22 protein-coding genes are annotated in these 23144 nt (G+C 33.4%); 5 read left to right on the top strand and 17 right to left on the bottom strand.

The window, feature by feature from the left end; all coding sequences use genetic code 11:
• Complete coding sequence (locus tag CLV00_RS00230; RefSeq protein WP_099713301.1) at nt 1–294, top strand: transcriptional regulator; 294 nt, start codon at nt 1–3, stop codon at nt 292–294.
• Nucleotides 295–348: 54 nt separating this feature from the next.
• On the top strand, nt 349–1737 hold the full coding sequence (locus CLV00_RS00225; RefSeq protein WP_099716160.1) for a DUF4153 domain-containing protein: 1389 nt from the start codon (nt 349–351) through the stop codon (nt 1735–1737).
• Between the two features lie 41 nt (nt 1738–1778).
• Here CLV00_RS00225 and rluF read toward each other — a convergent pair whose 3' ends face one another.
• From rluF to CLV00_RS00205, 4 genes are all read right to left on the bottom strand, one after another.
• On the bottom strand, nt 1779–2591 hold the full coding sequence (gene rluF / locus CLV00_RS00220) for a 23S rRNA pseudouridine(2604) synthase RluF (RefSeq protein WP_099713300.1): 813 nt from the start codon (nt 2589–2591) through the stop codon (nt 1779–1781).
• A 96-nt stretch (nt 2592–2687) separates the two neighbouring features.
• Nucleotides 2688–3539 carry an alpha/beta fold hydrolase gene (locus CLV00_RS00215; protein WP_099713299.1) on the bottom strand — a complete coding sequence of 284 codons (852 nt, stop codon included), beginning with the start codon at nt 3537–3539 and terminating at the stop codon, nt 2688–2690.
• A 38-nt stretch (nt 3540–3577) separates the two neighbouring features.
• A complete protein-coding gene (locus tag CLV00_RS00210; protein ID WP_099713298.1) occupies nt 3578–4357 on the bottom strand; it encodes a zinc ribbon domain-containing protein in 780 nt (259 codons plus the stop codon).
• A gap of 3 nt (nt 4358–4360) precedes the next feature.
• A complete protein-coding gene (locus CLV00_RS00205) occupies nt 4361–5458 on the bottom strand; it encodes a Nif3-like dinuclear metal center hexameric protein (RefSeq protein ID WP_099713297.1) in 1098 nt (365 codons plus the stop codon).
• 165 nt (nt 5459–5623) lie between these two features.
• Here CLV00_RS00205 and lpxK point away from each other — a divergent pair, with 165 nt between their 5' ends.
• Together lpxK and CLV00_RS00195 are read left to right on the top strand one after the other, a co-directional pair.
• Nucleotides 5624–6658, top strand: coding sequence for a tetraacyldisaccharide 4'-kinase (gene lpxK / locus CLV00_RS00200; protein ID WP_099713296.1), 1035 nt, complete (start codon nt 5624–5626; stop codon nt 6656–6658).
• Complete coding sequence (locus tag CLV00_RS00195) at nt 6621–7433, top strand: purine-nucleoside phosphorylase (RefSeq protein ID WP_099713295.1); 813 nt, start codon at nt 6621–6623, stop codon at nt 7431–7433. Before lpxK ends, CLV00_RS00195 begins: the two co-directional genes overlap by 38 nt.
• A gap of 4 nt (nt 7434–7437) precedes the next feature.
• On the opposite strand, the gene CLV00_RS00190 is transcribed toward CLV00_RS00195, so the two are convergent.
• The 13 genes from CLV00_RS00190 to CLV00_RS00130 form a co-directional block, all read right to left on the bottom strand.
• Nucleotides 7438–9609 (bottom strand): ATP-binding protein, encoded by a 2172-nt coding sequence (locus CLV00_RS00190; protein WP_099713294.1) that lies wholly within the window; start codon nt 9607–9609, stop codon nt 7438–7440.
• A 29-nt stretch (nt 9610–9638) separates the two neighbouring features.
• Nucleotides 9639–10634, bottom strand: coding sequence for a type I glyceraldehyde-3-phosphate dehydrogenase (gap, locus tag CLV00_RS00185; protein WP_099713293.1), 996 nt, complete (start codon nt 10632–10634; stop codon nt 9639–9641).
• Nucleotides 10635–10701: 67 nt separating this feature from the next.
• Nucleotides 10702–11571: a lipoyl synthase gene (gene lipA / locus CLV00_RS00180; RefSeq protein ID WP_099713292.1), complete on the bottom strand. Its 870-nt coding sequence runs from the start codon at nt 11569–11571 to the stop codon at nt 10702–10704.
• A 349-nt stretch (nt 11572–11920) separates the two neighbouring features.
• A complete protein-coding gene (locus CLV00_RS00175; protein ID WP_099713291.1) occupies nt 11921–12742 on the bottom strand; it encodes an energy transducer TonB in 822 nt (273 codons plus the stop codon).
• 373 nt (nt 12743–13115) lie between these two features.
• Entirely contained in the window at nt 13116–13667 is a 552-nt protein-coding gene (locus CLV00_RS00170; RefSeq protein ID WP_099713290.1) for an RNA polymerase sigma factor, read from the bottom strand.
• Nucleotides 13658–14764 carry a glycosyltransferase gene (locus CLV00_RS00165; protein ID WP_099713289.1) on the bottom strand — a complete coding sequence of 369 codons (1107 nt, stop codon included), beginning with the start codon at nt 14762–14764 and terminating at the stop codon, nt 13658–13660. Before CLV00_RS00165 ends, CLV00_RS00170 begins: the two co-directional genes overlap by 10 nt.
• A gap of 86 nt (nt 14765–14850) precedes the next feature.
• The gene (locus tag CLV00_RS00160) at nt 14851–15465 is read right to left on the bottom strand and encodes an FMN-binding negative transcriptional regulator (protein ID WP_099713288.1); all 615 of its coding nucleotides are present in this window, start codon (nt 15463–15465) and stop codon (nt 14851–14853) included.
• 125 nt (nt 15466–15590) lie between these two features.
• Nucleotides 15591–16604 (bottom strand): UDP-N-acetylmuramate dehydrogenase, encoded by a 1014-nt coding sequence (gene murB / locus CLV00_RS00155; protein ID WP_099713287.1) that lies wholly within the window; start codon nt 16602–16604, stop codon nt 15591–15593.
• 48 nt (nt 16605–16652) lie between these two features.
• Nucleotides 16653–18500, bottom strand: a complete 1848-nt coding sequence (gene asnB / locus CLV00_RS00150) for an asparagine synthase (glutamine-hydrolyzing) (RefSeq protein WP_099713286.1) — start codon at nt 18498–18500, stop codon at nt 16653–16655.
• 2 nt (nt 18501–18502) lie between these two features.
• Nucleotides 18503–19570 carry a glycosyltransferase gene (locus tag CLV00_RS00145; protein ID WP_099713285.1) on the bottom strand — a complete coding sequence of 356 codons (1068 nt, stop codon included), beginning with the start codon at nt 19568–19570 and terminating at the stop codon, nt 18503–18505.
• Between the two features lie 15 nt (nt 19571–19585).
• Nucleotides 19586–20257: a DUF2461 domain-containing protein gene (locus CLV00_RS00140; RefSeq protein WP_099713284.1), complete on the bottom strand. Its 672-nt coding sequence runs from the start codon at nt 20255–20257 to the stop codon at nt 19586–19588.
• 7 nt (nt 20258–20264) lie between these two features.
• Nucleotides 20265–20963, bottom strand: a complete 699-nt coding sequence (locus CLV00_RS00135; RefSeq protein WP_099713283.1) for a thioredoxin domain-containing protein — start codon at nt 20961–20963, stop codon at nt 20265–20267.
• A gap of 78 nt (nt 20964–21041) precedes the next feature.
• Nucleotides 21042–22121 carry a DNA replication/repair protein RecF gene (locus CLV00_RS00130; RefSeq protein ID WP_099713282.1) on the bottom strand — a complete coding sequence of 360 codons (1080 nt, stop codon included), beginning with the start codon at nt 22119–22121 and terminating at the stop codon, nt 21042–21044.
• A gap of 144 nt (nt 22122–22265) precedes the next feature.
• Here CLV00_RS00130 and CLV00_RS00125 point away from each other — a divergent pair, with 144 nt between their 5' ends.
• Nucleotides 22266–23039 (top strand): tetratricopeptide repeat protein, encoded by a 774-nt coding sequence (locus CLV00_RS00125; RefSeq protein ID WP_099713281.1) that lies wholly within the window; start codon nt 22266–22268, stop codon nt 23037–23039.
• Nucleotides 23040–23144: the final 105 nt, after the last annotated feature.

The following is a 23144-nucleotide window of genomic DNA, read 5'->3' as shown; positions in this document are numbered from 1 at the left end:
ATGAGTATCATTGATAAATTAAATAAAGATTTCGAAAGTCGAGTCAGATTAGGCATTATGTCTGTTCTGATGGTTAACGATTGGATTGATTTTACTGAAATGAAATCTTTATTGAATATTACCGATGGTAATTTAGCAAGTCATTCTTCTGCATTGGAAAAATCAGGATATATAGAAGTAAAAAAGGAGTTTGTAGGTAAAAAACCAAAAACCTCGTATCGTGTTACCAATATGGGTAGAGCAGCTTTTGTTTCCCACTTAAATAGTCTAGAAAAATTAATCAAATCGAAATAACCCTTTTTTTTAACTTTATACTTTGAAATGCAAAGTACTTTTAAATTTTTTATTATGAAAAAACTACACTTTATTTTAGCCAGCAGTTTGGTTTTCACACTGCTTTTTTACAACGAAGATTTGGGTCTTAATTGGGCCATTTTCGGGATGATGCAAACCGCCTTAATATGTTATTTCTTCCAAGAGAAATTTACCAGTAGGTTGCATTTAATTTTAGTAGTTACATCGGTTCTGTCTTGTTTTGCGTTTGCCTGGTATGCTGATTTCCCATCGTTTTTAGCTATGGCTTTGTCGATTATCTTTTTACAATTCAAAACCCAGGAACCCAAACTTAAATTGTTACAGGCTTTTCCTTTGGTGTTTATCAACGGAATCGCTTCGTTAGGTCGCATATTGATGTTCAGTCAATATCTTCCTAAGCGAAAAGTCAATAACGGTTTTGCTAAAAAACTGATTGCTTATTTTGTTATTCCAATCCTATTTCTTGGGTTGTTTTTAATCGTATATTCTTTTGGAAGCGATCATTTTTCGTCTTTGTTTACCGGTTATTATTTAGATCTTGATGCGTGGCAAGCATTTGTACTTACCGCTTTAGGATTTTTTATTTCGTTCACTTTCTGGAATTATTGGATTCCTGAGGTTTGTTATGAAAAGAATGATTTACTGGACAATGATTTTAAGGAAGAAGCCAAAACACAAAATCAAAATTCATTTTCATTTCTGGATATTGATTTTGAAAGAAGAAGTGGAGAGATCACGTTGTTTCTTTTAAATGCGTTGCTTTTGATTTTCATTGCAACTTATAATTACGAACAGTTTTTTGAAGTGGTCAAAAAATCTAACTTAAGTTCTGATACACATGAAAGAGTTACTGCCGTTATTCTTTCAATTATAATGGCAGTTGGTGTTATTTTATTCTATTTTAAAGGAGGATTTAATTTTGATGAAAAAGCTAAAAATCTTAAAAAATTAGCTAAGATTTGGATTCTTTTAAACGGAATTTTAATAATATGTGCCATCATCAAAAACTCAGAATACGTTTCGTTTTTCGGATTGACTTATAAAAGATTGGGTGTTTATGCTTTCTTGATTCTAGCCATAATTGGATTGGTTATTTCTTTTATAAAAATCACCAAGCAAAAAACAAATGCTTTTCTTTTCAATCAAATGATTTGGTATTTCTACGGAACAATCTTACTATGCAGTTTTGTCAACTGGGGAAATCTGATTACCAATTATAATATTTCGGTAAACAAAGGTGTTGAACAACGTTTTCTGAGAAGTTTAAACTTTAATGATAAAGCCTATTATGATTATTTTAAACTTCATCCGGAAGAGGTGGAAGACAAATACTATTATAAAGAGGGTTATGTAAAGCGTGTTCAAAATGAAACGATTTTGTCGAGATCGCTCTATTTTGAGTTTTTAGAAACTAATAAATAAATAAAAATCCCATCAGCTGCGGCGGTGGGATTTTTATATTTTTAATAATCGCCTCTTTTTTTAAATCTGGGATCATCTCTCTTTATGAATTCAGTCCTTCTTTTTGGCGCTTCTGTTTTAGGTAAACTGGCTTCTTCTGTTTTGCTTGAAGGTTCAATCAATTCGTTTAATTCTTTGATTTCAGCATCGGTCAAATCACGGTAACGTCCCACAGGAACATCAAGTGAAATATTGATAATTCGGATGCGTTTTAGAGCCGTAACATCATATCCTAAATATTCGGTCATTCTACGAATTTGACGGTTTAAACCTTGTGTTAAGATAATTTTGAAAGTGAATTTACTAATTTGTTCCACTTTACATTTTCGGGTAACGGTGTCCAAAATAGGAACTCCATTTCCCATTCTTTCGATAAAACGATCGGTGATAGGTTTGTTTACAGTCACGGTATATTCTTTTTCGTGATTGTTTCTCGCGCGTAATATTTTATTGACGATATCACCGTCATTAGTCATGAAAATTAAGCCTTCACTGGCTTTGTCCAATCGTCCGATAGGAAAAATACGTTTGGGATAATTGATGTAATCCACAATATTATTACGAACATCAAGGTTTGTGGTACACTCGATTCCTACAGGTTTATAGAAAGCAAGATAAACGGGTTTTTCATTTTTCTCACGGATTAGTTTACCGTCAATACGCACTTCGTCATTTGGGGAAACTTTTGTGCCTAATTCGGGAACGACTCCATTGATGGTCACACGACCTTCTTCAATGATTTTATCAGCTTCGCGACGGGAACAATACCCAGTTTCTCCTATGAATTTATTGAGGCGTTTTAAATTTTCTTCCATACTGCAAAAGTAGTACTAAATTGTTTAATCGTTTATGCGGTTATTTGTTTATTTGAAAAAACAGGAAATCTGTAAAAAATTTCGCAGATGTTTTATTTAGTTATCCGATTCAAATAAAAAATCAGATACTTTTTGATACAATTCGGCGTCATGCATACTGTGTCCTAAGCCTTTGGTTTCAATAAAAACTGCATTTTCCCATGCTCCGGCAATTTTTTTTCCTTCTTCGAATAAAACTACCGTGTCGTCAATATCATGGGCAATTAGTCCTTTTATACTTATTTTAGAAGCAAATAATTTACCTGAAAATTGTTCCAGACTGAGTTTGAAATTATTTAGATAATGATCTTCTAAAGATTTTGAAATTTTAGCATTTAAACTCAATAACGTAATGTAATTGTTTAATATGATATTGAAATCACTGGGAGATCCTAGAATCACCATTTTTTTTAGGGAGTCATTTTGATAAACAGATTGGTAATACAAACAGGTTTTTCCGCCAATAGAATGACCGATAAGATATTGAGGTTTGAATTTTTCGACAGCAATATGAATAAATTCTGCATATTTAGGAATGCTAAATTCTTTTCCGCTGGATAATCCATGAGCAGGACCGTCAATTGCAATAATGGTACTTCCTGATTTTTTTAGATACGGAAGTAAGTTTCCCCATCGAGAAGCATTGCTTTCCCAGCCGTGAACTAAAAGTATTACGGTGTCATTCCCTTTCCAGGTATAAGTGTGAAAGGAATGTTCTTCATTTTGAAATGTTTTAGATTGTGCTTCTTGTAGAATTTCCGGAAGACTGGTTTTTGATAATTTGCCTTCTCGAGGTTCACTAAAAAAGGCATACGCAAGTTGCGAAGCTTTTTTTGGAAATACAAAACTCAAAAGGTTAATGTATATCCCAATAGATTTAGTGAATATAAAAAATAATATTTTTTTCATAAAAAAAAGTCCCGATGTGTATCGGGACTTAAATGTAATTAGAATTTAGAAAACAACTGTTCCATTTTCTCTTTTTCTTCGTCAGCTAATACGCTGTCTACTAATATTCTTCCTGAATGTTCATCAGTAATGATTTTCTTTCTTGAAGCAATTTCTACTTGTGTCTGTGGAGGAATAGTAAAGAATGATCCTGCAGATGCACCTCTTTCAATAGAAACTACTGCTAAACCATTACGAACGCTAGTTCTGATTCTAGTGTAAGCAGCTAATAATCTTTCTTCGATTAATCCTTGGTATTCAGCTGATTTTTCAGATAAGAATGCTTCTTCTTTAGCAGTTTCAGCCATGATAGCGTCTAATTCTGATTTTTTATGCTTCAAGTGATTAGATTTTGCTTCTAATCTTTCTTTTGAATTTGAAATTACTTCTTTCTTGTGTTCGATAGAAGCTTTCATTTCTTTAATTTGTTTTTCAGACAATTGAATTTCTAATTCTTGAAATTCAACCTCTTTAGTCAACGAATTAAACTCTCTGTTGTTACGAACCGTTTCTTGTTGTTTCGTATATTTTTTGATAGCCTCTTTGTGCTCATCAATTGCATTCTTTTTTACCTTGATAAGATCTTCGATAACTTCAAGTTCACTTTTCAATTTTTCTGAACGTGTGCTTAAACCAGCCACTTCATCTTCTAAATCTTCCACTTCTAAAGGAAGTTCTCCTCTTACGTTTCTGATTTCGTCAATTCTAGAGTCAATAAGTTGTAAATCGTAAATTGCTCTTAACTTGTCCTCAACACTTAATTCTTTCGTATTCGCCATATTCTATAAGTACTTAACTGGATTTGAATTTTCTTCTGATAAAATAACTGCAAAATTAAGGATTTTTTTCCGAAGATACTCAACAATATAATTTTTTGTATAGCGTTCGCTTTCAAAATGTCCAATATCGGCCAATAAAAGTTTATTTTCGGCTTCATAAAACTGATGATATTTCAAATCAGCAGTCAAATACGCATCTGCTCCAGCCTGAATCGCATTTTTTATTGCAAAACTTCCTGCTCCGCCAAGAACGGCTACTTTTTTTATTTCTTTTCCTGTGAAGTTAGAATGTCGAATCCCGCCGCATTCCATTTTTTCTTTTGTAAAAAGGAGAAACTCTTTTTCACTCATGGGATTTTTTAATTCGCCAATCATTCCCAAACCAATATTTTGATGCTTGTTTAGCAACTCATAAATCTCATACGCCACTTCTTCATAGGCATGGCTTTTGAATAATGCTTTGAGAATTTTGTTTTCCAAATGTTTTTCGAAAGTGACTTCGATTTTAATTTCGTCGCCTTGTACAAACTCAAATCGTTCTCCAACTTGTGGATTGCTATGTTCGTTTCCCATGTAGGTTCCAATTCCTTTCGAATTAAAACTGCAATTTTCATAATTTCCAATCGTTCCCGCTCCAGCATCAAATAATGCATTTCGCACCTCTTCTGCATTTTCAGGAATTGTATATGTCACTAATTTCCGAATGAAATTTTCCTTCGGAATCAGGATTTTAGTATTTATCAATCCTAATGCGTCACTGAATATTTTATTCACGCCTTCTTGATGATTGTCTAGAGCGGTGTGAACGGCATAAATGGCAATGTCATTTTTTATGGCTTTAATTATGGCTCGCTCCACATAATTTTTTCCCGTTATTTTTTTTAAACCCGAAAATAATATGGGATGAAAACAAACCACCACATTGCAATTTTTTGCAATAGCTTCTTCAATTATATTTTCTAAAGCATCATGGCAAACCAAAATTCCAGTTGCTTCAGATTCTTGGTCTCCTACCAATAATCCTACATTGTCAAAATCTTCAGCATAGGCGAGTGGTGCCATTTCTTCGAGTACGGAAATTATTTCTTTGATTTTACTCATCGTTTAGTTTTTTAGTATTTGTGACCCGAGCCTAAAAGGCGAACGGATGCTATAATCTTCGATTTCATAACATCAGATTCTTGATTGTTTAATTCTGGAATTTCGAATAAACAAATTAACGAATAAACAAATCAACTTTAAAATAAAATATTCTACTTTCGTATAATGAATTTACTGCGAAAATTACTGTTTCCGTTTGCCATTTTGTATGGTTTGATAACGAGTATTCGGAATTTTCTTTTCGATAAAGGGATTTTAAAATCCTATTCTTTTGATTTACCCATTATTGCTGTTGGAAATCTTAGTGTTGGCGGAACCGGAAAAACACCACAAATTGAATATTTGATTCGCTTGCTTACGGATAAATATAAAATTGCTACGTTAAGTCGCGGGTATAAAAGGCAATCTAAAGGTTTTATTTTGGCGGAAGCCAGTTCAAATGCAGCCATTCTTGGCGATGAACCTTTTCAGTTCTATAAAAAATTTGCAACTATCCAAGTTGCAGTTGATGCCGATAGGAAAAATGGAATTGAACAATTGCTTTCGCAACAAGAAAAACCAGAAGTGATTCTGCTTGATGACGCTTTTCAACATCGAAAAGTAAAAGCGGGTTTTTATATTTTACTCACTTCTTACGGTGATTTGTATTCGGATGATTTTATGTTGCCAACCGGAAATTTGCGCGAAAGCCGAAGCGGAGCAAAAAGAGCGAACGTTATTATTGTAACCAAATGTCCTTTTAATCTTTCGCTCGAACAACAGTATGATATTAAGAACAGATTAAAAGTTTCTGAAGATCAGGAATTGTACTTTACTTTTATTGCATACGAAGATTTTATTTACGCAGAGAATAGGAAGATAAATGTAAATGAAATTCAATCGGCGGCTAAATTACTGGTGGCAGGAATTGCAAAACCGGAACCGTTTTTTGCCTATTTGCAAGATACCAATGATGTCTGTTTGTCTTTTCCGGACCATCATAATTTTACCGATAAAGACATTTTGGAAATTAAAAATTTAGCTCAAAACAATATTATTATCACTACCGAAAAAGATTATGTACGATTAAAAGGAAGTTTGCCAAGCGAACAACTTTTTTATTTACCAATACAAAGTTCTTTCGTTTCGGGAAGTGAAAATTTTGATAAAACAATTATAGATTATGTGGGAACAAGTACAAGAAACGGTAAGTCAGATTAAAGGAAAAATCAATTTTACACCAGAATATGGTGTGATTTTAGGTTCAGGTTTGGGGAGTTTTACAGATGAAATGAAAGTAGAGTATACGTTGCCTTATCATGAAATTCTAAACTTTCCTGTTTCGACAGTGCAAGGTCATAAAGGGGCATTGGTTTTTGGAACAATAGGAGATAAAAAAGTTGTTGCTATGCAAGGACGATTTCATTTCTATGAAGGATATTCTATGACTGAAGTTACTTTTCCGGTGCGAGTGATGAAATTTTTAGGAGTTGAGAAATTAATAGTTTCAAATGCTTCGGGTGGTGTAAATCCAAGTTACAAAGTGGGTTCTATTGTCATGATTACAGATCATATCAATATGACACCTGAACATCCTTTGCGTGGAAAAAATGACGAACGTTTTGGACCTCGTTTTGTAAATATGTGTGAACCGTATTCGAGAAAAATGATTACCAAAGCTACTGAACTGGCTAAAGTATTGAACATCGAAGTTCATGAAGGAATTTATCTGGGTTTACAAGGACCAACTTTTGAAACCTTGGCTGAATATAAAATGGTAAAAATTCTTGGTGCAGATTGTGTAGGAATGTCAACTGTTCCCGAAGTGATTGTGGCGCGACATATGGATTTGGAAACATTTGGTATTTCAGTAATTACTGATATGGGAAATGAAGAAAGTATTGGGACTATTTCACATGACGAAGTATTGGAAGCAGCGAAAAATGCAGAGCCAAAAGTAAGAAGTCTTATTAAAGAATTGATTTTAAACTATTAGAAATCTAAATATATTCAGCGATTACACTGTAAAATTCCTCAGGCACAAATGGTTTAGTGATTACTTCATTCATTCCGAACGATAAAAGCATTTCGCGGTTTTCATGTAATGAGATTGCAGTAAGCGCAATGATAGGAGTAACCTTGTCAAATGTTCGTATTGTTTCCGTTGCAATTGTTCCGTTTATGCCAGGTAAGTGAACATCCATAAGAACTAAATCGAATGTATTAGTTTTTAATAAATCGATTGCTTCCTCACCGTTGTCAATTATTTCGCAGATAATTCCTTTATTATCCAACATTTTCTGGGTAATCATTTGGTTGATTTTATTATCTTCAACCAATAGGATTTTCTTATTTACTAATTTAGCGGCATCGTATTTTATCATTGGTTTTTTCTCAATTTGAGATTCCTGTTGCGGACTTATTTGGAATTCTAAGTTAAATGAAAATGTAGAACCTTCGCCTACCACACTTTTAAGTTTGATATGTCCACCAAGGATTTTGATTAATTTTTTTACGATAGTCAATCCTAAACCGGTGCCACCATATTTGCGATTCACTTCTATGGAGCCTTGCGAAAAACTATCAAAAACACTACTTAATTTGTCTTCTGGTATTCCTATTCCTGTGTCGGTTATTTCAAAATACAAAGTAGCTTTTTTATCCTCTAATGTTTCAAGATGGGTGATAACGGTAACGTTTCCATTTTTTGTGAACTTTAGGGCATTGTTGATCAAGTTCATTATTATCTGTGATAATTTTGTTGGATCACCAATTAAATAATCCGGAATAGCAGCATCAACTTCAAGTTTAAAATCGTTGTTGTTCACCACGGCCAATTCTTTTAAAGAATGTTTGATGTCTTCCAATAATTTTTTCAGATTAAAACTGGTGTATTCAATTTCTGATTTGTGAGAATCAATTTTATTAATTTCTAAAATTTCATTGATGAATTTTGTCAAATAATCTCCTGAAAATTTTAAGGAAGATAAGTAGTCCAATTGATTTTTCTTTGGGTTTTCTTCCAATAATAAGTGAGTGATACCGTTGATGGCATTCAATGGAGTTCGAAGTTCATGGCTTACAGTTGATAGAAATTCAGATCTCGCTTTGGATGCTTTTTCTGCTTTGTCTTTAGCAATTTCTAATTCTTTATTTTTTTCTTGCAACAATAAATTTGACTGATTTCTAATGATGTTATTTTTGTACAAGGATAGACTTAATAAAGATAAAATTGAAATTAAGGCAATGGCGAAAATACTGATTAGTTTAGAAAATTTATTGGCCTTTTCCTGCTCCTTATTTTCATAATTGGCTTGTGCAATTTCTTTTAATTTTTCTGTTTCTTTGAACTTTTGGTAATCATCTATGCCAAGTCTTTCGTTGTTCAGAATTGTTATATTTTCTTTTAAATTGAGATGTTGTTTTAAATAGAAATAGGCGTTATTTTTATCTAACGTTTTTTCATAAACATCACTCAAGGCAAGCAAAATATTTGATTTCTGTTCTAGATTTTCAGATTTACTGTTTAATTCTAATGCTTTATTCAGATAGTTTAAAGCTAAGTTGTTCCTATTTCTGCTGGCTTCAATTTTTCCTATTTGATAAGTAGCTTCTGCTTTAGTATTTGTCAAAGCTGCATTGTCAGGCTTTGCAATTATAAATTTAAAAGAAGATAATGCTAAATCTATTTTATTCTTTGATTTGTAAATGAGTCCTTTTTGAAGGTTAAATAATTCAGCAGTATCAGGAACTCGTAATTTATCATTGATAGATTTTGCTCTCTCAAAATATATTGAAGCTCTGTCATAATTTTGCTTTTGCATGTAGCACAAACCAATATGATAGTAGGTTGCAGAACGCTCTAAACTGGGCTCAAAATTCGAAAATAATGCAGCACTTTTCAGTAACGTTTCTATTGCATCATCGTATTTTTTTAAATCAAAATAAATTTTTCCAAGATTAAAAGTTTGCTGCGCTTGGTCTTTAATATTCTTGTTTTTTTCAGCGTAATCTATTGCTTTTTGAGTATGCAATAACGCCTCTTTATAATTATTTGTCTGAATATTGGAATTGCTTAAACTGCTGTAATATGCTGTGCTGTCTCTTTCCTCATTGGGCTGAGAATACAATGAAGAGTAAAAAAAAACAATAAAAGCAAAAAAATACTTCATTTACAACTGAATTTTTTCTTGGGGTTATTTTATTTTTTTGTTAAAAGAATTAAATCAATAATCCTGGACGAATAACCTATTTCATTATCATACCACCCAACAACTTTTACCATTTTATCAATAACAGAAGTTAGTTGTGCATCAAATATACATGAATTTTTATTGCCAATCACATCAACAGAAACAATCGGGTCTTCAGTGTAATCCAATATCCCTTTTAAATTTGTTTGTGCCGCAATTTTGAACGCGTTGTTAATCTCATTTATAGTCACCGCTCGTTTTACATTGAAAGTAATATCAGTCAAAGAACCATCAGGAACGGGTACTCGTATACCGCAACCGCCAATTTTACCTTCAAACTCAGGGAAAATTTTTGTCAATGCTTTTGCCGCTCCAGTTGTTGTGGGTACGATGGACTGACTTGCACCGCGAGCGCGACGTAAATCTTTATGAGGTTGATCGTGCAAACTCTGGTCTGTCGTGTAGGAATGTATGGTAGTGATGTACGCTTGTTCTATACCGCAAAGCTCATTGATCACTTTAATCATCGGTGCTGCATTATTCGTGGTGCAACTGGCATTCGAAATGATAGTTTCAGTGCCGTCAAGAATAAAATCATTTACACCCAGCACTACCGTTTTTATAGTGTCTACTTCCGAAGGTGCAGAAAGAATCACTTTTTTGGCACCAGCAATAATATGGGAATTCAGTTCTTCAAAAGTTTTGTATTTACCGGTAGATTCAACTACGTAATCAATATCTAAACTTTTCCAATCCAGGTTTGAAATGCTTTTTTCGTGAAAAAACAAAAAATGATTTCCATCGACTAGAATTCCTTTTTCATCATCGCTGACCGCAAATTGTAAAACACCGTGAATACTGTCATATTTTACTAAATGCGCCATTGTCTTTTTATCGGCAATATCATTTATGGCAACAACTTCTATAGAAGGATGGTTTAAAAGTAATCGGAATAAATTCCTGCCGATTCTTCCAAAACCATTTATGGCAATTCTTGTTTTCAAATGGATTCGTTTATTCGTTTATTCGTTTATTTGGTTAACCGATTAAACAAATAAACGAATAAACTATTTATAAAATATGTTTTTGTGCTTTGTAAGATGAACGAACTAACGGCCCGCTTTCTACATGACGGAAACCTAATTCCAAACCAAATTGCTCGTACTTTACAAATTGTTCTGGTGTTATAAATTCCTTTACCGGTAAGTGTTTTTTACTCGGTTGTAAGTATTGGCCTATCGTTACAATATCAACATTGGCTTCACGCAAATCTCGCATCGTTTGATAAACTTCCTCTTCTTGTTCGCCAAGACCCAACATAATTCCAGACTTTGTTCTGTTGATTCCTTTTTCTTTCAAGTAGCGCAACACTTCCAGACTTCGGTCGTATTTGGCCTGAATGCGCACTTCACGCGTTAATCTGCGAACCGTTTCCACATTATGAGAAACCACTTCAGGATTCGCTTCTACGATTCTATCAATATTTCTTTCGATACCTTGAAAATCAGGAATCAGAGTTTCCAGTGTTGTGTTTGGGTTCATTCTTCGGATAGCTTTCACGGTTTCAATCCAAATAATGGAGCCTCCATCTTTCAAGTCATCTCTGTCAACGCTTGTAATTACGGCATGTTTAATATTCATGATTTTTATAGAACGCGCCACTTTTTCAGGTTCATCCCAGTCCACCGTTTCTGGTCTTCCGGTTTTTACACCACAAAAACCACAAGAACGCGTACATACATTTCCTAAAATCATAAATGTAGCCGTTCCTTCGCCCCAGCATTCACCCATATTTGGGCAGCTTCCCGAAGTACAAATCGTGTTTAAACTATATTTATCAACTAAGCCGCGAAGCTCTGTATATTTTTGGCCTATTGGGAGTTTTACCTTCAACCATTTCGGTTTTCCCACAGGTAAAGTATTTTCTAAAACAGTTTCCATATATCAATTTTCAGAGCACAAAGATAAGGAATGTAGTTTATTTGTGGATTCCTTTATTTGTTTATTTGAAGAAAGAGAAATGGGTGTTTTAGGAGTATACTATTTGCTTGTTTTTAGGAAATAGTCTTCCTGCTTTTCGTTATATTCACACTAATCGCTGCGTTTCTCGCAATGAGCATGTGATACCACTGCAAATGTAATTCACTGAACTCCTAAATTAAATAAAGGTTTTGTGAAGTAATCAGGGCTACATTAGAATTTTTTGTTGTTTTAGGATAAAATGTAAAAAAAAATAAAAAGGTATTAAAAAGAAAAGCTTCAAAATTAATTGAAGCTTTTCTTTTTATATTTAATTCATCTGTACCGTAATGGGAAGGTTATAGGCAGTTCGTACTGCTTTTCCATCAATCATTCCAGGTGACCATTTTGTTTTCAAGGATTTCAACACACGAACGGCTTCTTTTCCCAAGCCATAACCAGGATCTCTTTTTACCTGAATGTCAGTCATGCTTCCGTCTCTTTCAATTACAAAAGAAACATATACCCGAATCGAACCGCTACCGTCTATTTCTTGTTTTTCAAAATTATTACCCACATAAGTATAGAACTTATTAATTCCGCCTGGGAATTCAGGAAGTTTATCCAGAGCAACGCTGTTTACAATAGTATTTCCCAAATCAACGGGCGTTACGGTATCAGTTCCAGTTCCCGAGGAAGAAGTTGGGTTTATACCCACTGTTCCAGTTCCTTCAGAGCTTGTATTTGTTACGCTAGTATTGTCGGTGTTTTTTGCAATGTCCTGATTTGCTTGTGAAGCCTGAACAATTTCAGGATTAACAAGTTTTTCGCTTGTAACGGGCACTTCAACAGCTTTGGTTTTTATCTCAGGAAGAGTCTTTTTTTCTTCTAGCTGATTGGGAATTATGTCAGTAAGTTGGACGACAGTATTTGTAAGTTCAGGAATACCTATCGTGATTCCTTTATTGGGATTCAGATAGGAAATGATTACGGGAATACTTAAAGCCCCCGATAAAAATAATACACCCATAAAAAGTGCCGTTAATGATGTTTTAGTACTTTCCTGACGTAATTGATACGCTCCATATTCTTTGTTTCGGTCTTGGAAAACAAGGTTAATCCAACCGGTCTCGTAAATGCTTAGTTTTGACATAATTTATGGATTTAGTGGTTAAGTAGTAATTAAATCATATGCAGAGGTGTTTTTATTTTACAACGTGTAAAATAAGAATTTTATTATATAAATTTAATAATTATTTTTGATTTATTTAGTTTTATGTTTATTTATTTAACGGTAATGTTGATTTATTTATCTGGTTAATCCTTAAAATTGGGTTAATTCATAAAAAAAAGCGCATCCAAATCAATGAATGCGCTTTGTTCTTGTATTAAATAATTCTGTTAGTAGGATTTAAAAAGCATATTTAAATCCAATTTGTATTTGAAATGGATTTCCTGATGCTGGTGTGCCTAAAGCATATAATGATGGACTACTAAGGAATTTGTTATGTTGTTTAAAATAAAAACTACCTTTTATTCTGAATGATTTCTGCCAGAAGTTTTTTGGCGCGAAGCAATTTAATCTTCACATTACTCAAAGGTTCATCAATTTTATTGGCAATTTCCTGGTAACTCATTTCCTGAAAATAGCGCAACTGAATCACTTCTTGATAATGTGGTTTCAATTCTTTGATGAATTGCAGTAATCTGGATAGGTTCTGTTCGGTAATCAATTCATCTTCTGCTGATGGAGTAGTGTCAGCAATATTGTAGGCTTGCTGGTCTTGTTCATCAGTAATTTCGACAAAAAGACTCGATTTCTTTTTTCGTAATAAATCGATATGAACATTTTTTGCAATAGCGATAAGCCAAGTATTAAACTGGAATTCCGAGTTGTATGTGGCTATTTTATCGAACGCTTTAGAGAATGTTTCAATGGTAATATCCTCGGCATTAGTTTCATTTTCGGTGCGTTTGAGCATAAAACCATACACTTCATTCCAATAATAATCCAATAGAAAAGTGAAGGCAACTTGGTCACCTTGTTTTGCTTTTTCTATTTGTTTGTTTATTTCCAATGTACCGGTTTTGAGAATATATTAGTTATAAAGATATTGATTTGTGTTAAGATAAGTACTATTTCAACAATAGGGAACCAGAATTTAATATCATTTTCTTTAAGTTTACCTGCCGAAAATCCTACCACAATCCATGCCAAAAGATAACGTAACGCGATTAAGCTTAAAACTAATATCCATTGAAACTGGAAGGCTAACAATATAATAGGCAGTAAAATAAATAGTAATTGTGAACAATAGAATGCTCCTAACTGTAATTTGTCAAGCGGTTTGTAATAATTTGCCGTAGCAATATGCCTTCTTTTTTGGGTTAACCAGTCTTTGTAGGTGGTTTTTGGTTTAGAAAGTGTAAAACTTTCCGGTGTGTAGGCAATAGTTGTGTTTTTAGCTTTTGCGGCTTGGTTTATAAATAAATCATCATCACCAGAACGAATTTGCATGTGTTCGATGAATCCATTTACATTGAAAAATTCTTCTTTTTTATAGGCTAAATTTCTACCCACGCCCATATAAGGATGTCCATTTTTTGCCCATGAAAAATATTGAATAGCCGTCAATAAAGTTTCAAAACGAATTATTTTATTCAGCAATGAATTAGGAATTTTTTCATACTTACCATAACCCAAAACAATTGTCTTTTGCATGGTAAATTGAGAGCTCATTGCTGTTATCCATTCTCTTGAAGTTGGATAACAATCAGCATCTGTGAATAATAAATACTCTTTTTTGGCGGCTTTTATTCCTAAAGTCAGTGCGTATTTTTTGTTTCCCCAAAAGGCTTCGTTGTTCTCCACTTTTACCAAGCGAACATTAGGATATTGCTTTTCAAAATCTTCAAATATATCCAAAGTAGCGTCACTTGAAGCATCGTCAATCAGAACAATTTCGAAATCAGGATAGTTTTGTTCCGCAAGCAGAGGAATAAAATTAGCTACATTTTCTTCTTCATTTTTGGCGCAGACAATCACCGAAATCGGGATTCTTTTTGGGGTTGTTTTCTGCGCTTTGGCGAAAGCAAACTTTCCAAAAACACCTAGATAGTACGAAATTTGAACAACAACTATAAAAATAAAAAAGTAAAGAATTAGTATAAGCATCTGAGTTTAATGAGTTTTTAAATCGAGTGCAAAGGTATGAATAGAATTGTGAATTGTTAAATACAATCTGTGAATTTCGAAAGAATTTATATTGGACATTTCTTCATCTCATTCGCAATAGCGACGGACTGATTTGTGTTCGCTTTTTCTAACTCAGAAATGATGTTTTGATAATTTTTTCCGTCCCTGTTTTGAGATAATTTTTTCGTAGCTTGGATTTCAGTAATTTCAATTTGAAATGCTATAATACCGCGAGTTTGCATCATGTTTTTTTTAGATAAATCTTCTACGCGAACCGGGTTTTCAGAACTTTGTTCGTACTTATCGACTAGCTTTTTTAAGGATTCGATGACGGCTTCTCCTTCGATAATTTTGATTTTTCCATACACATGAACGGCAATGTAGTTCCATGTTGGTACATTTTCATGATCGTACCAAGAGGAAGAAATATAACTGTGAGGTCCTGAAAATACTACTAAAACTTGGTCATTGTCTATGAAACCATTCCATTGTGGGTTTTCTTTGGAAATGTGCCCGTATAAAACATCCTTACCTTCTTTATTAGTGTCCAGTTCCAAAGGTATATGTGTGGCACATAATTTCCCATTCGTTTGATTGATTAAAATACCAAAGCTATTCTCTTGAAGAAATTTTTTGATCTCTTCTTGATTTTCATTTTTGTAGATTTCTGGAGTGTACATCTTTAATTTAAAAATTAGGATTTAGGAGTTTTGAAATACTATTTTGTTGTTGACAATCTGAAATTAATATGTAATTCCGATTTTTTTTAAACTGAAAACTGCGACTGAACACTGTCAGCTAAAATCTAAATCACATTTACTTCGGCTTCAATATGAATGCCAAACGTTTTAAAAATAGTCTCCTGAATATCCTTAGAAACATTCAAAATTTCCTGTCCTGTTGCATTACCATAATTCACTAAAACCAAAGCTTGGTTTTTATGGATTCCGGCATCACCAAAACGTTTTCCTTTGAAGCCGGCTTGCTCAATTAACCAACCTGCGGGAACTTTTACTTCAGTTTCGGAAATATCAAAATACTTCATATCGGGAAATTGCTGATGGATTTTTTCGAAATCTGATTTCAATAAAATTGGATTTTTAAAGAAGCTACCGCTATTTCCCAATTCTTTTGGGTCGGGTAATTTGCTTTGTCGAATGGCAATTACAGCATTACTTACGTCCTTCAAAGTAGGATTTGTGATGTTGTTTTTTTCTAATTCAGACGAAATATCTCCGTAAGAAGTATTGATTTTATGATTCGTTTTTGTCAGTTTAAAAACAACCGATGTAATGATATATTGATTTTTAACTTCGTTTTTAAAAACGCTTTCTCGGTATCCAAAATGACATTCATCCTTTGTGAACGTTTTCATTTCCTGATTTTCTATCGTCATTGCTTCACAGGAAACAAAAGTGTCTTTAATTTCCGTACCATAAGCTCCAATGTTTTGGACTGGCGTAGTTCCAACGTTTCCAGGAATCAGTGACATGTTTTCCAAACCACCAAAATTTTGGTCGATGGTCCAAAGCACAAATTCATGCCAGCTTTCACCAGCCTGACTTTCGACCCATACAAAATCATCATTTTCTTCAATGATTTTTTTGCCTTTCAAATCGATATGAATGACAAGGGCATCAATGTCTTTAGTCAAAAGCATATTGCTTCCGCCACCTAAAATAAATTTTTTCTGTGATTTATTTTCTTGTAAAATAGTTTTTAAATCCTGCACAGAATGAACGGCAACAAACTGTTTTGCTTTGGCTTCAATGCCAAAAGTATTGTATTTTTTTAAAGAGAAATTAGGTACTATTTCCATAAAAGAAAGTGCTTTTTGAATTGTTTTATTCCGCACCAAAAGTAACGATTAAAATTTAGTTGCATACGTTTTCATCCAGATATGCATCATAAACAATGGCATAATGTACGGAGTCATCGTAGCTTCCCCTTTTTGTAAATTCTGAACAAGTTTTTGAATATTTATGTGTTCAAAATAAGGTATTTGAAATAAATCACTTTTTGAGAAAGATTCTAATTCCTCTTTAAAAGCGGGACTTTTTGTGATGTAATCTCCCCAAGGTGCGCTTAAACCTACTTTTCTGAATTTTAGAATTTCATCTGGCAAACGTTCTTCCATTGCTTTTTTTAGAATGAATTTCCATTTTTTTCCTGTAAAAAGCCATTTGTCTTCTAATGATCCTAATCCAACAATTAATCTCGGGTCCAAAAAGGGTTCCCTGCATTCTATGGATGCGCCCATTGTGCAACGGTCATTTCTGTCTAGAAGCGAGCATAAATAGGTGTGTTGGTCAAAATAAAGTGCTTGTCGGCGTAAATTATCAGGATACAAAGACTTTGCTTCTTTATAGATTTTTTTTCTGTATTCGTTGTTTGGAGGTGTGTTAATTCCAAAAGTCTCCGCAATATCATTTGGAAAAATATTGGAGCCATTATAGATGACTAAATCAGATTTTTTATTGATTTGGGCGTAACGTGTTAATTTTTCGTAACGTGGTTGTTTTGTAAAAACATCCAGATTCCCAATGGAAGCGATGGAATTCAATAAAGATGGATATTGTAAGGCTTTGTAGCGCACATAACCACCCATCAACTCATCAGCGCCTTCACCGGAAAGTAACACTTTTACAGAAGGTTTAGCCATTTGTGAAACCGCTAAAAGGTGCGGTTCGCTTAAATGCATAATCGGTTCGTCCTGAAAATAAGTAGAACTGATTAACTGATCGTAGAGATTTTTATCCTCTAATTGCATGGTTTGAAATCCATAATCGAACTTCTCTGCCATCATTTTAGCTAGATGTGCTTCGTTATGTTCTTTCTCTTTAAAACCAATATTAAAAGTTTGTATGTCTTTGTATTTTTGATGGTGCAGTGAAGCTAAAATAGATGATGAATCCAGGCCGCCACTAAGCATTACGCCCACAGGAACGTCGCTGACCATTCGCATTTTTACAGAATCATCAAACGTTTCTCGAAACCATTCTACGGGATTTTTTATTTCGGGTTGGTTTTGAATCTCGTTTTTTAAATTCCACCAGTTATTGTTAGTGGTTTTTCCGCCTTCATGAATGATCATGATGTGTCCGGGCAAAACTTTTTTTACGTTTTGATATAAGGTGTTTTCACCAGCAACAAATCTGTTAAAAATATATTCTTCCAGCCCGTCTTGTGCCATCTTGAGAGGAACTCCAGCTGTGAAAAGCGCTTTTTGTTCGGATGCAAAATAAAAAGTTTCGTTATAAAAAGAATAATATAAAGGTTTAACACCCATTCTATCACGAACAACAGTTAGTTTTTTCTCTAATTTATCCCAAATAGCAAACGCAAACATACCGTTGAGGCGGTTGAGCATTTTTAAACCATATAATTGAAATAATTTCATTAAAACTTCAGTATCCGAAGTGGTTCTGATGTCAAATCCATTGCTTTTTAATTCTGGATAAAATTCTCTGAAATTGTAGATTTCGCCATTATAAACTAGTACATATCTTCCGTCTTCTGATAGGAAAGGTTGGTGTCCGGCAAGTGAAACATCTAGAATTGAAAGTCTTCGGTGTCCTAAACCAATATTGTTTTCTATGAACAATCCTTTATCATCAGGACCGCGATGTTCTAGCGAATCGCGCATCTTTGTAAGAACGCGTTCGTCAATTTTTTTTTGTGATTGTAAGTGCAACATTCCATTAATTCCACACATAGTTAATTGGGGCTATTTGTGTTGATTAATTCGTGGTATTTATTGGCAATAATTTTCATATTTATGTTGTAATCTGCATTTTTTTCTAAAAATATTCTATTTTTTAAAACGGCTTCGTTTCGATGTTTATTGTTTTTAAATGCCCAGATTAATTCATCTGCCAGCATTTTGTAATCATCAACGGTAACTAATTGTCCGTTTTCGCGGTGTTTAATCCAACTCTGATTTCCTGCAATATCTGTTACTATTGGATAACAATTCGTAGCCATAGCTTCAAATAATGACGCCGAAACACCTTCAGTTATTGGCATACTTATGTAAATATTAGATTGCTGCAATAATTTTGGTAATTCAGTATTTGGGATTCTTCCGGTAAAGTTGACTTTGTCTTCAATACCTAAATCTTTTGCTAAATCTTTTAATTTCGAAAGTTGGGATCCGTCCCCTATAATGGTAAGTACGAAATCTATTCCCTTTTGGTTTAAAATGGCAAACGATTTTAAAATAATATCATGACGGTATTCCGGTAATAAAGAACGAGTGACTATGGCACAAATTTTTTCTGGATTGGCCTTGTTTTGATTCCCAAATTTAGTCAGATCAATTCCTTTTGGTAAAACCAAAACTTTATTCATATCTACATTGGCTTCCAGCATAGAAATAGTCATCACGGGTCCCCAAGCATGAATTAAATCTGCTTTTTTGAAAGCGTAATTCTGAATGAGTCTTTTTAAGGGTAATGAAATCGATTTTTCAGGCCATAAATCGGTTTTGCCTTGTTGTGCAATTGCAACAGGTTTTACACCGGATAATGCAGCAAGAAAACCATAACTGGTGGTTCTTTCCGCAATTACCATATCCGGTTGTTGGGTTTTTATTATTTTCTTGATTTTAAAAATAGCCAATTCGAATTCGAAAATCCTTAAAATTCGGTTATGAATACAATTGCTGGGTGTTTTTAATTCCCAAGTAATGATTTCAAAATCACCAAATTCCTTAAGACCGTTCATCCAAGTGATGGCATCGGCTCTGTAGGATTCTCCCAGAAAAAGTATTTTCTTTTTTTTCATCAGTGAAAATTATAATTACTCAGAAGTTAAAGCTCGATTTATAAAATCGTTCAATGGTTTAAGCGCAATCAATTTTTTACTCATTGTAGCAACAAAATCTTTTTTTGTTACTTCGGAGATATCAATTCTTTGAGAACATTCGAAACTTTTCAATTTTAAAAATTCAATAGCAGGATGTTCTTTTTCGTATCCTCGTGGCGGATTCTTTAGCGTATCCTTTTCATTTCTATTAAAATCGTTAAATTCCCTTTTGAAATCTTTTTCGTTAAGAATAGCTTCTAAATCATCATGGAAATAGGCAATTTCTTTACGCATTTTTTTCAAATCTGGCGCTTCGGGGCAATACAATCCACCGGCAATAAAACTGGCTCCTTTTTCTAAATGAAGGTAATAACCAGAGCGATTCATGCCTTTTGCTCCCGAAGAAAGCCAAACGCCTAAATGCGATTTATAAGGAGTTTTATCCTTAGAAAATCGAATGTCACGATTGATTCTAAAGGTGCAATTTTTTACTTCCAACATTTCCAGCGATGGATCGAGCGGTTTCATGGCATCCAGAAAATCTCCAACTAATTGTTGGTAATCTTTCTTGACCGCTTCGTAGCGTTTTTTATTTTCCAAAAACCAATCTCTATTATTGTTGGCTTTTAAATCATCCAGAAATCGTAGTGTATCTTTTGAAAGCATCTTGTAGCTATTGTAGTTGTTTTTTTAAATCGTCCTCACTTATAAAACCAGAATGTTTCCATTTTACTGCTGCCTTGTCATACAATAATAAAGTAGGAAGTTCGCTGATTTTCATTTCAGAAATTAAGGTTTTATTTTTATCGGCATCCAATCGAATGATAGTCACTTTGTCTGCTAAATCTTTTTGCATTTGCAAAACATAAGGAGTCATTTTTTTGCAGGGAGCACACCATTCAGCATAAAAATTAATCAATACTTTTTTATCTGAATTTAATAATTTGTTGTATTCCGGAACGGATAGACCTATAATTGTAGCACTTGGTTTTGAAAGACCGGCAGCATCCCATTTTAACATTCCTCCGTCTAGTTGATAAATAGTTTTAAAACCTAATTCATTTAGTTTTTCAGCCGCTTTCTGACTTCTCCCGCCACTTTTGCAATACACAAAAACGGGTTGTGATTTGTCCAGTTTTTCTACATCGGAAACAAAAGTATTTCCAAGCCAATTTATATTTTTAGCATTGTCAATATGGTCAGAAGTGAATTCTTCAGGAGTTCGTACATCCAAAATTTGTGGATTTTGAGTTGTAGCTATCTTTTCGGCAAAAGCTTTTGAATCAATAGTTTTGATTTCTTTAGAATTTTGCCCGTTGCAGGATAAAACAACAAAGCATATTATTGTCAAGAATATTGAATGAAATTTCATTGTAATCGAGTTTAAAATTGAATACGCTAAAATAGGTAATTTTTCAATTTTCGAACCGTATAAATTACTAAATAAAAGTTATAAGTTGAAAATTTTATACGTCTGATGTGTCGATTTTACAATGGCTTCAGTACGTTCCGGATGTGTATCTGAAATAAAAAGTTGACCAAAAGTATCACTGTTGACCATTTCTATGATTTTGGAAACGCGACTTTCGTCCAATTTATCAAAGATATCATCAAAAAGTAAAATGGGTTTCACACCGCTTTGCTTTTTTAGGAACTCAAATTGAGCTAGTTTTAAAGCGATTAGAAATGATTTTTGCTGTCCTTGAGAGCCAAATTTCTTAATTGGATGTTGGTCTATTTCAAATGCTAAATCGTCTTTGTGAATTCCTACACTTGTATAATGTAAAGCTCTGTCTTTGTTGATGTTTTCCTGTAACAAAGTCAATAAGTCTTTTTCGAATAAATGACTTTCATATACCAGTTGAACTGTTTCTTGTGAACCGGTTATGGCTTGATGATGTGTGTTGAAAATAGGAATGAACTCACTTATAAATTCTTTTCTTTTTTTAAAAATATAATCTCCAAAACCATTAAGTTGCTCATTATATATAGAGAGTGTATCGTTGTCAAAAACATGGTTCAATGCAAAATATTTCAACAATGCATTGCGCTGACTTATTACTTTTTGATATTGAATGAGTTGTTGTAAATAATGGGAATCTAGTTGCGAAATCACGCTGTCCATGAATTTTCTTCTGGTTTCGCTGCCTTCCACAATTAAATCCCTGTCGGCAGGCGAAATGATGACCAAAGGAATAAAACCAATGTGATCCGAGAATTTGTCGTAGGCTTTTCCGTTGCGTTTCAATATCTTTTTTTGCCCTTTTTTTAGGCTGCAAAGAATTTGTTCATTTCTTTCGTTTTTTTCAAATTCAGCATCAATCACAAAGAATTCTTCTCCGTGTTTAATATTCTGAACCGCTAATGGATTGAAATAGCTTTTTCCGTACGATAAATGGTAGATTGCATCAAGCACATTTGTCTTTCCAATACCATTCTTGCCTACAAAACAATTTATTTTGCTGTCAAAATCGAAATTTGCTTCCGAAAAATTCTTATAATTGAATAATGAAATCTTTTTTAAATACATCTGTAAGGCTTGCTGGTATTGAGAACTTTGATGTTTTTAAACGGGTTTTTCAAAGTGGGTGCAAATTATTGAAAAATATCGATAAAAATGGCTTTTAGATTTGAATAAAAATTTTATTTTTGCGACTCACTAAATTAAAAATAAATGGCTACTTACAGTAAAAGAGGATATAAAGCACCAAAAGAAAAAGAAGTAAATGACGCGGTTGAAGCAGTACAAATTGATGAAAAAGACAGCACAACAGCTGGTGTTTTTTCAACATTAGACGAAACAGCTTCAAAAACTGAGGATTGGGTAGCTAAAAACCAAAAAGTTATTATTGGTTTAGTTGCCGCTGCCGCTATTTTTACAATTGGTTATTTAGGATACCAAAGATTCGTTGCTGCACCACAACAAGAGGAAGCAGCGAATGAAATGTTTGTAGCACAACAAAATTTCCAAAAAGCAACTGATGGAGTAGCAAGTGACTCATTATATAAATTGTCTTTGAATGGTTCAGAAGGTAAATTTGGATTCTTGAAAATCGCTGATGAATATTCTGGAACTGATGCAGGAAATTTAGCTAATTATTATGCTGGAATTGCGTATTTGAACATAGGAAAATATACTGAGGCGATTGATTATTTAAGTAAATTTAAATCAGATGATATTGTTTTAGGAGCTTTGGCAAAAGGAGCAATTGGAGATGCTTATTCTCAAAAGAACCAACCGAAAGAAGCTTTAGAAAATTACATAAAAGCTGCTGAATCAAATAAAAATGATTTCACTACACCACGTTTCTTATTGAAAGCCGGAAAAACAGCTTTGGCATTAGGAAATAAAGCAGATGCTTTGAAATATTTTACAGACATTAAAGACAATTTTGAAGGAACTCCAGAGGCTGCTTCAGTTGACGTTTTGATAGGATTAGCACAATAGTAAAAAATGATATAAGATTGGTGATTTAAGATTGTAGAATTTTGATTTCAAAATGCTATCTTTAATATCTGAAATCAAAATTTTAAAATCAAAATTCTAAAATCA

The organism is Flavobacterium sp. 11, assembly GCF_002754315.1.
GTDB classification, from domain to species: domain Bacteria; phylum Bacteroidota; class Bacteroidia; order Flavobacteriales; family Flavobacteriaceae; genus Flavobacterium; species Flavobacterium algoritolerans.
Note: the sequence above shows the minus strand (reverse complement) of the source record. Positions and strands in the feature narration are given on the sequence as shown.

What these genes read in the sequence shown, in the direction of transcription:
- CLV00_RS00230 (WP_099713301.1), top strand. Translation starts at nt 1, where the DNA reads ATGAGTATCATTGATAAATTAAATAAAGATTTCGAAAGTCGAGTCAGA.
- CLV00_RS00225 (WP_099716160.1), top strand. Translation starts at nt 349, where the DNA reads ATGAAAAAACTACACTTTATTTTAGCCAGCAGTTTGGTTTTCACACTG.
- rluF (WP_099713300.1), bottom strand. Translation starts at nt 2,591, where the DNA reads ATGGAAGAAAATTTAAAACGCCTCAATAAATTCATAGGAGAAACTGGG.
- CLV00_RS00215 (WP_099713299.1), bottom strand. Translation starts at nt 3,539, where the DNA reads ATGAAAAAAATATTATTTTTTATATTCACTAAATCTATTGGGATATAC.
- CLV00_RS00210 (WP_099713298.1), bottom strand. Translation starts at nt 4,357, where the DNA reads ATGGCGAATACGAAAGAATTAAGTGTTGAGGACAAGTTAAGAGCAATT.
- CLV00_RS00205 (WP_099713297.1), bottom strand. Translation starts at nt 5,458, where the DNA reads ATGAGTAAAATCAAAGAAATAATTTCCGTACTCGAAGAAATGGCACCA.
- lpxK (WP_099713296.1), top strand. Translation starts at nt 5,624, where the DNA reads ATGAATTTACTGCGAAAATTACTGTTTCCGTTTGCCATTTTGTATGGT.
- CLV00_RS00195 (WP_099713295.1), top strand. Translation starts at nt 6,621, where the DNA reads ATGTGGGAACAAGTACAAGAAACGGTAAGTCAGATTAAAGGAAAAATC.
- CLV00_RS00190 (WP_099713294.1), bottom strand. Translation starts at nt 9,609, where the DNA reads ATGAAGTATTTTTTTGCTTTTATTGTTTTTTTTTACTCTTCATTGTAT.
- lipA (WP_099713292.1), bottom strand. Translation starts at nt 11,571, where the DNA reads ATGGAAACTGTTTTAGAAAATACTTTACCTGTGGGAAAACCGAAATGG.
- CLV00_RS00175 (WP_099713291.1), bottom strand. Translation starts at nt 12,742, where the DNA reads ATGTCAAAACTAAGCATTTACGAGACCGGTTGGATTAACCTTGTTTTC.
- CLV00_RS00165 (WP_099713289.1), bottom strand. Translation starts at nt 14,764, where the DNA reads ATGCTTATACTAATTCTTTACTTTTTTATTTTTATAGTTGTTGTTCAA.
- CLV00_RS00160 (WP_099713288.1), bottom strand. Translation starts at nt 15,465, where the DNA reads ATGTACACTCCAGAAATCTACAAAAATGAAAATCAAGAAGAGATCAAA.
- murB (WP_099713287.1), bottom strand. Translation starts at nt 16,604, where the DNA reads ATGGAAATAGTACCTAATTTCTCTTTAAAAAAATACAATACTTTTGGC.
- asnB (WP_099713286.1), bottom strand. Translation starts at nt 18,500, where the DNA reads ATGTGTGGAATTAATGGAATGTTGCACTTACAATCACAAAAAAAAATT.
- CLV00_RS00145 (WP_099713285.1), bottom strand. Translation starts at nt 19,570, where the DNA reads ATGAAAAAAAAGAAAATACTTTTTCTGGGAGAATCCTACAGAGCCGAT.
- CLV00_RS00140 (WP_099713284.1), bottom strand. Translation starts at nt 20,257, where the DNA reads ATGCTTTCAAAAGATACACTACGATTTCTGGATGATTTAAAAGCCAAC.
- CLV00_RS00135 (WP_099713283.1), bottom strand. Translation starts at nt 20,963, where the DNA reads ATGAAATTTCATTCAATATTCTTGACAATAATATGCTTTGTTGTTTTA.
- CLV00_RS00130 (WP_099713282.1), bottom strand. Translation starts at nt 22,121, where the DNA reads ATGTATTTAAAAAAGATTTCATTATTCAATTATAAGAATTTTTCGGAA.
- CLV00_RS00125 (WP_099713281.1), top strand. Translation starts at nt 22,266, where the DNA reads ATGGCTACTTACAGTAAAAGAGGATATAAAGCACCAAAAGAAAAAGAA.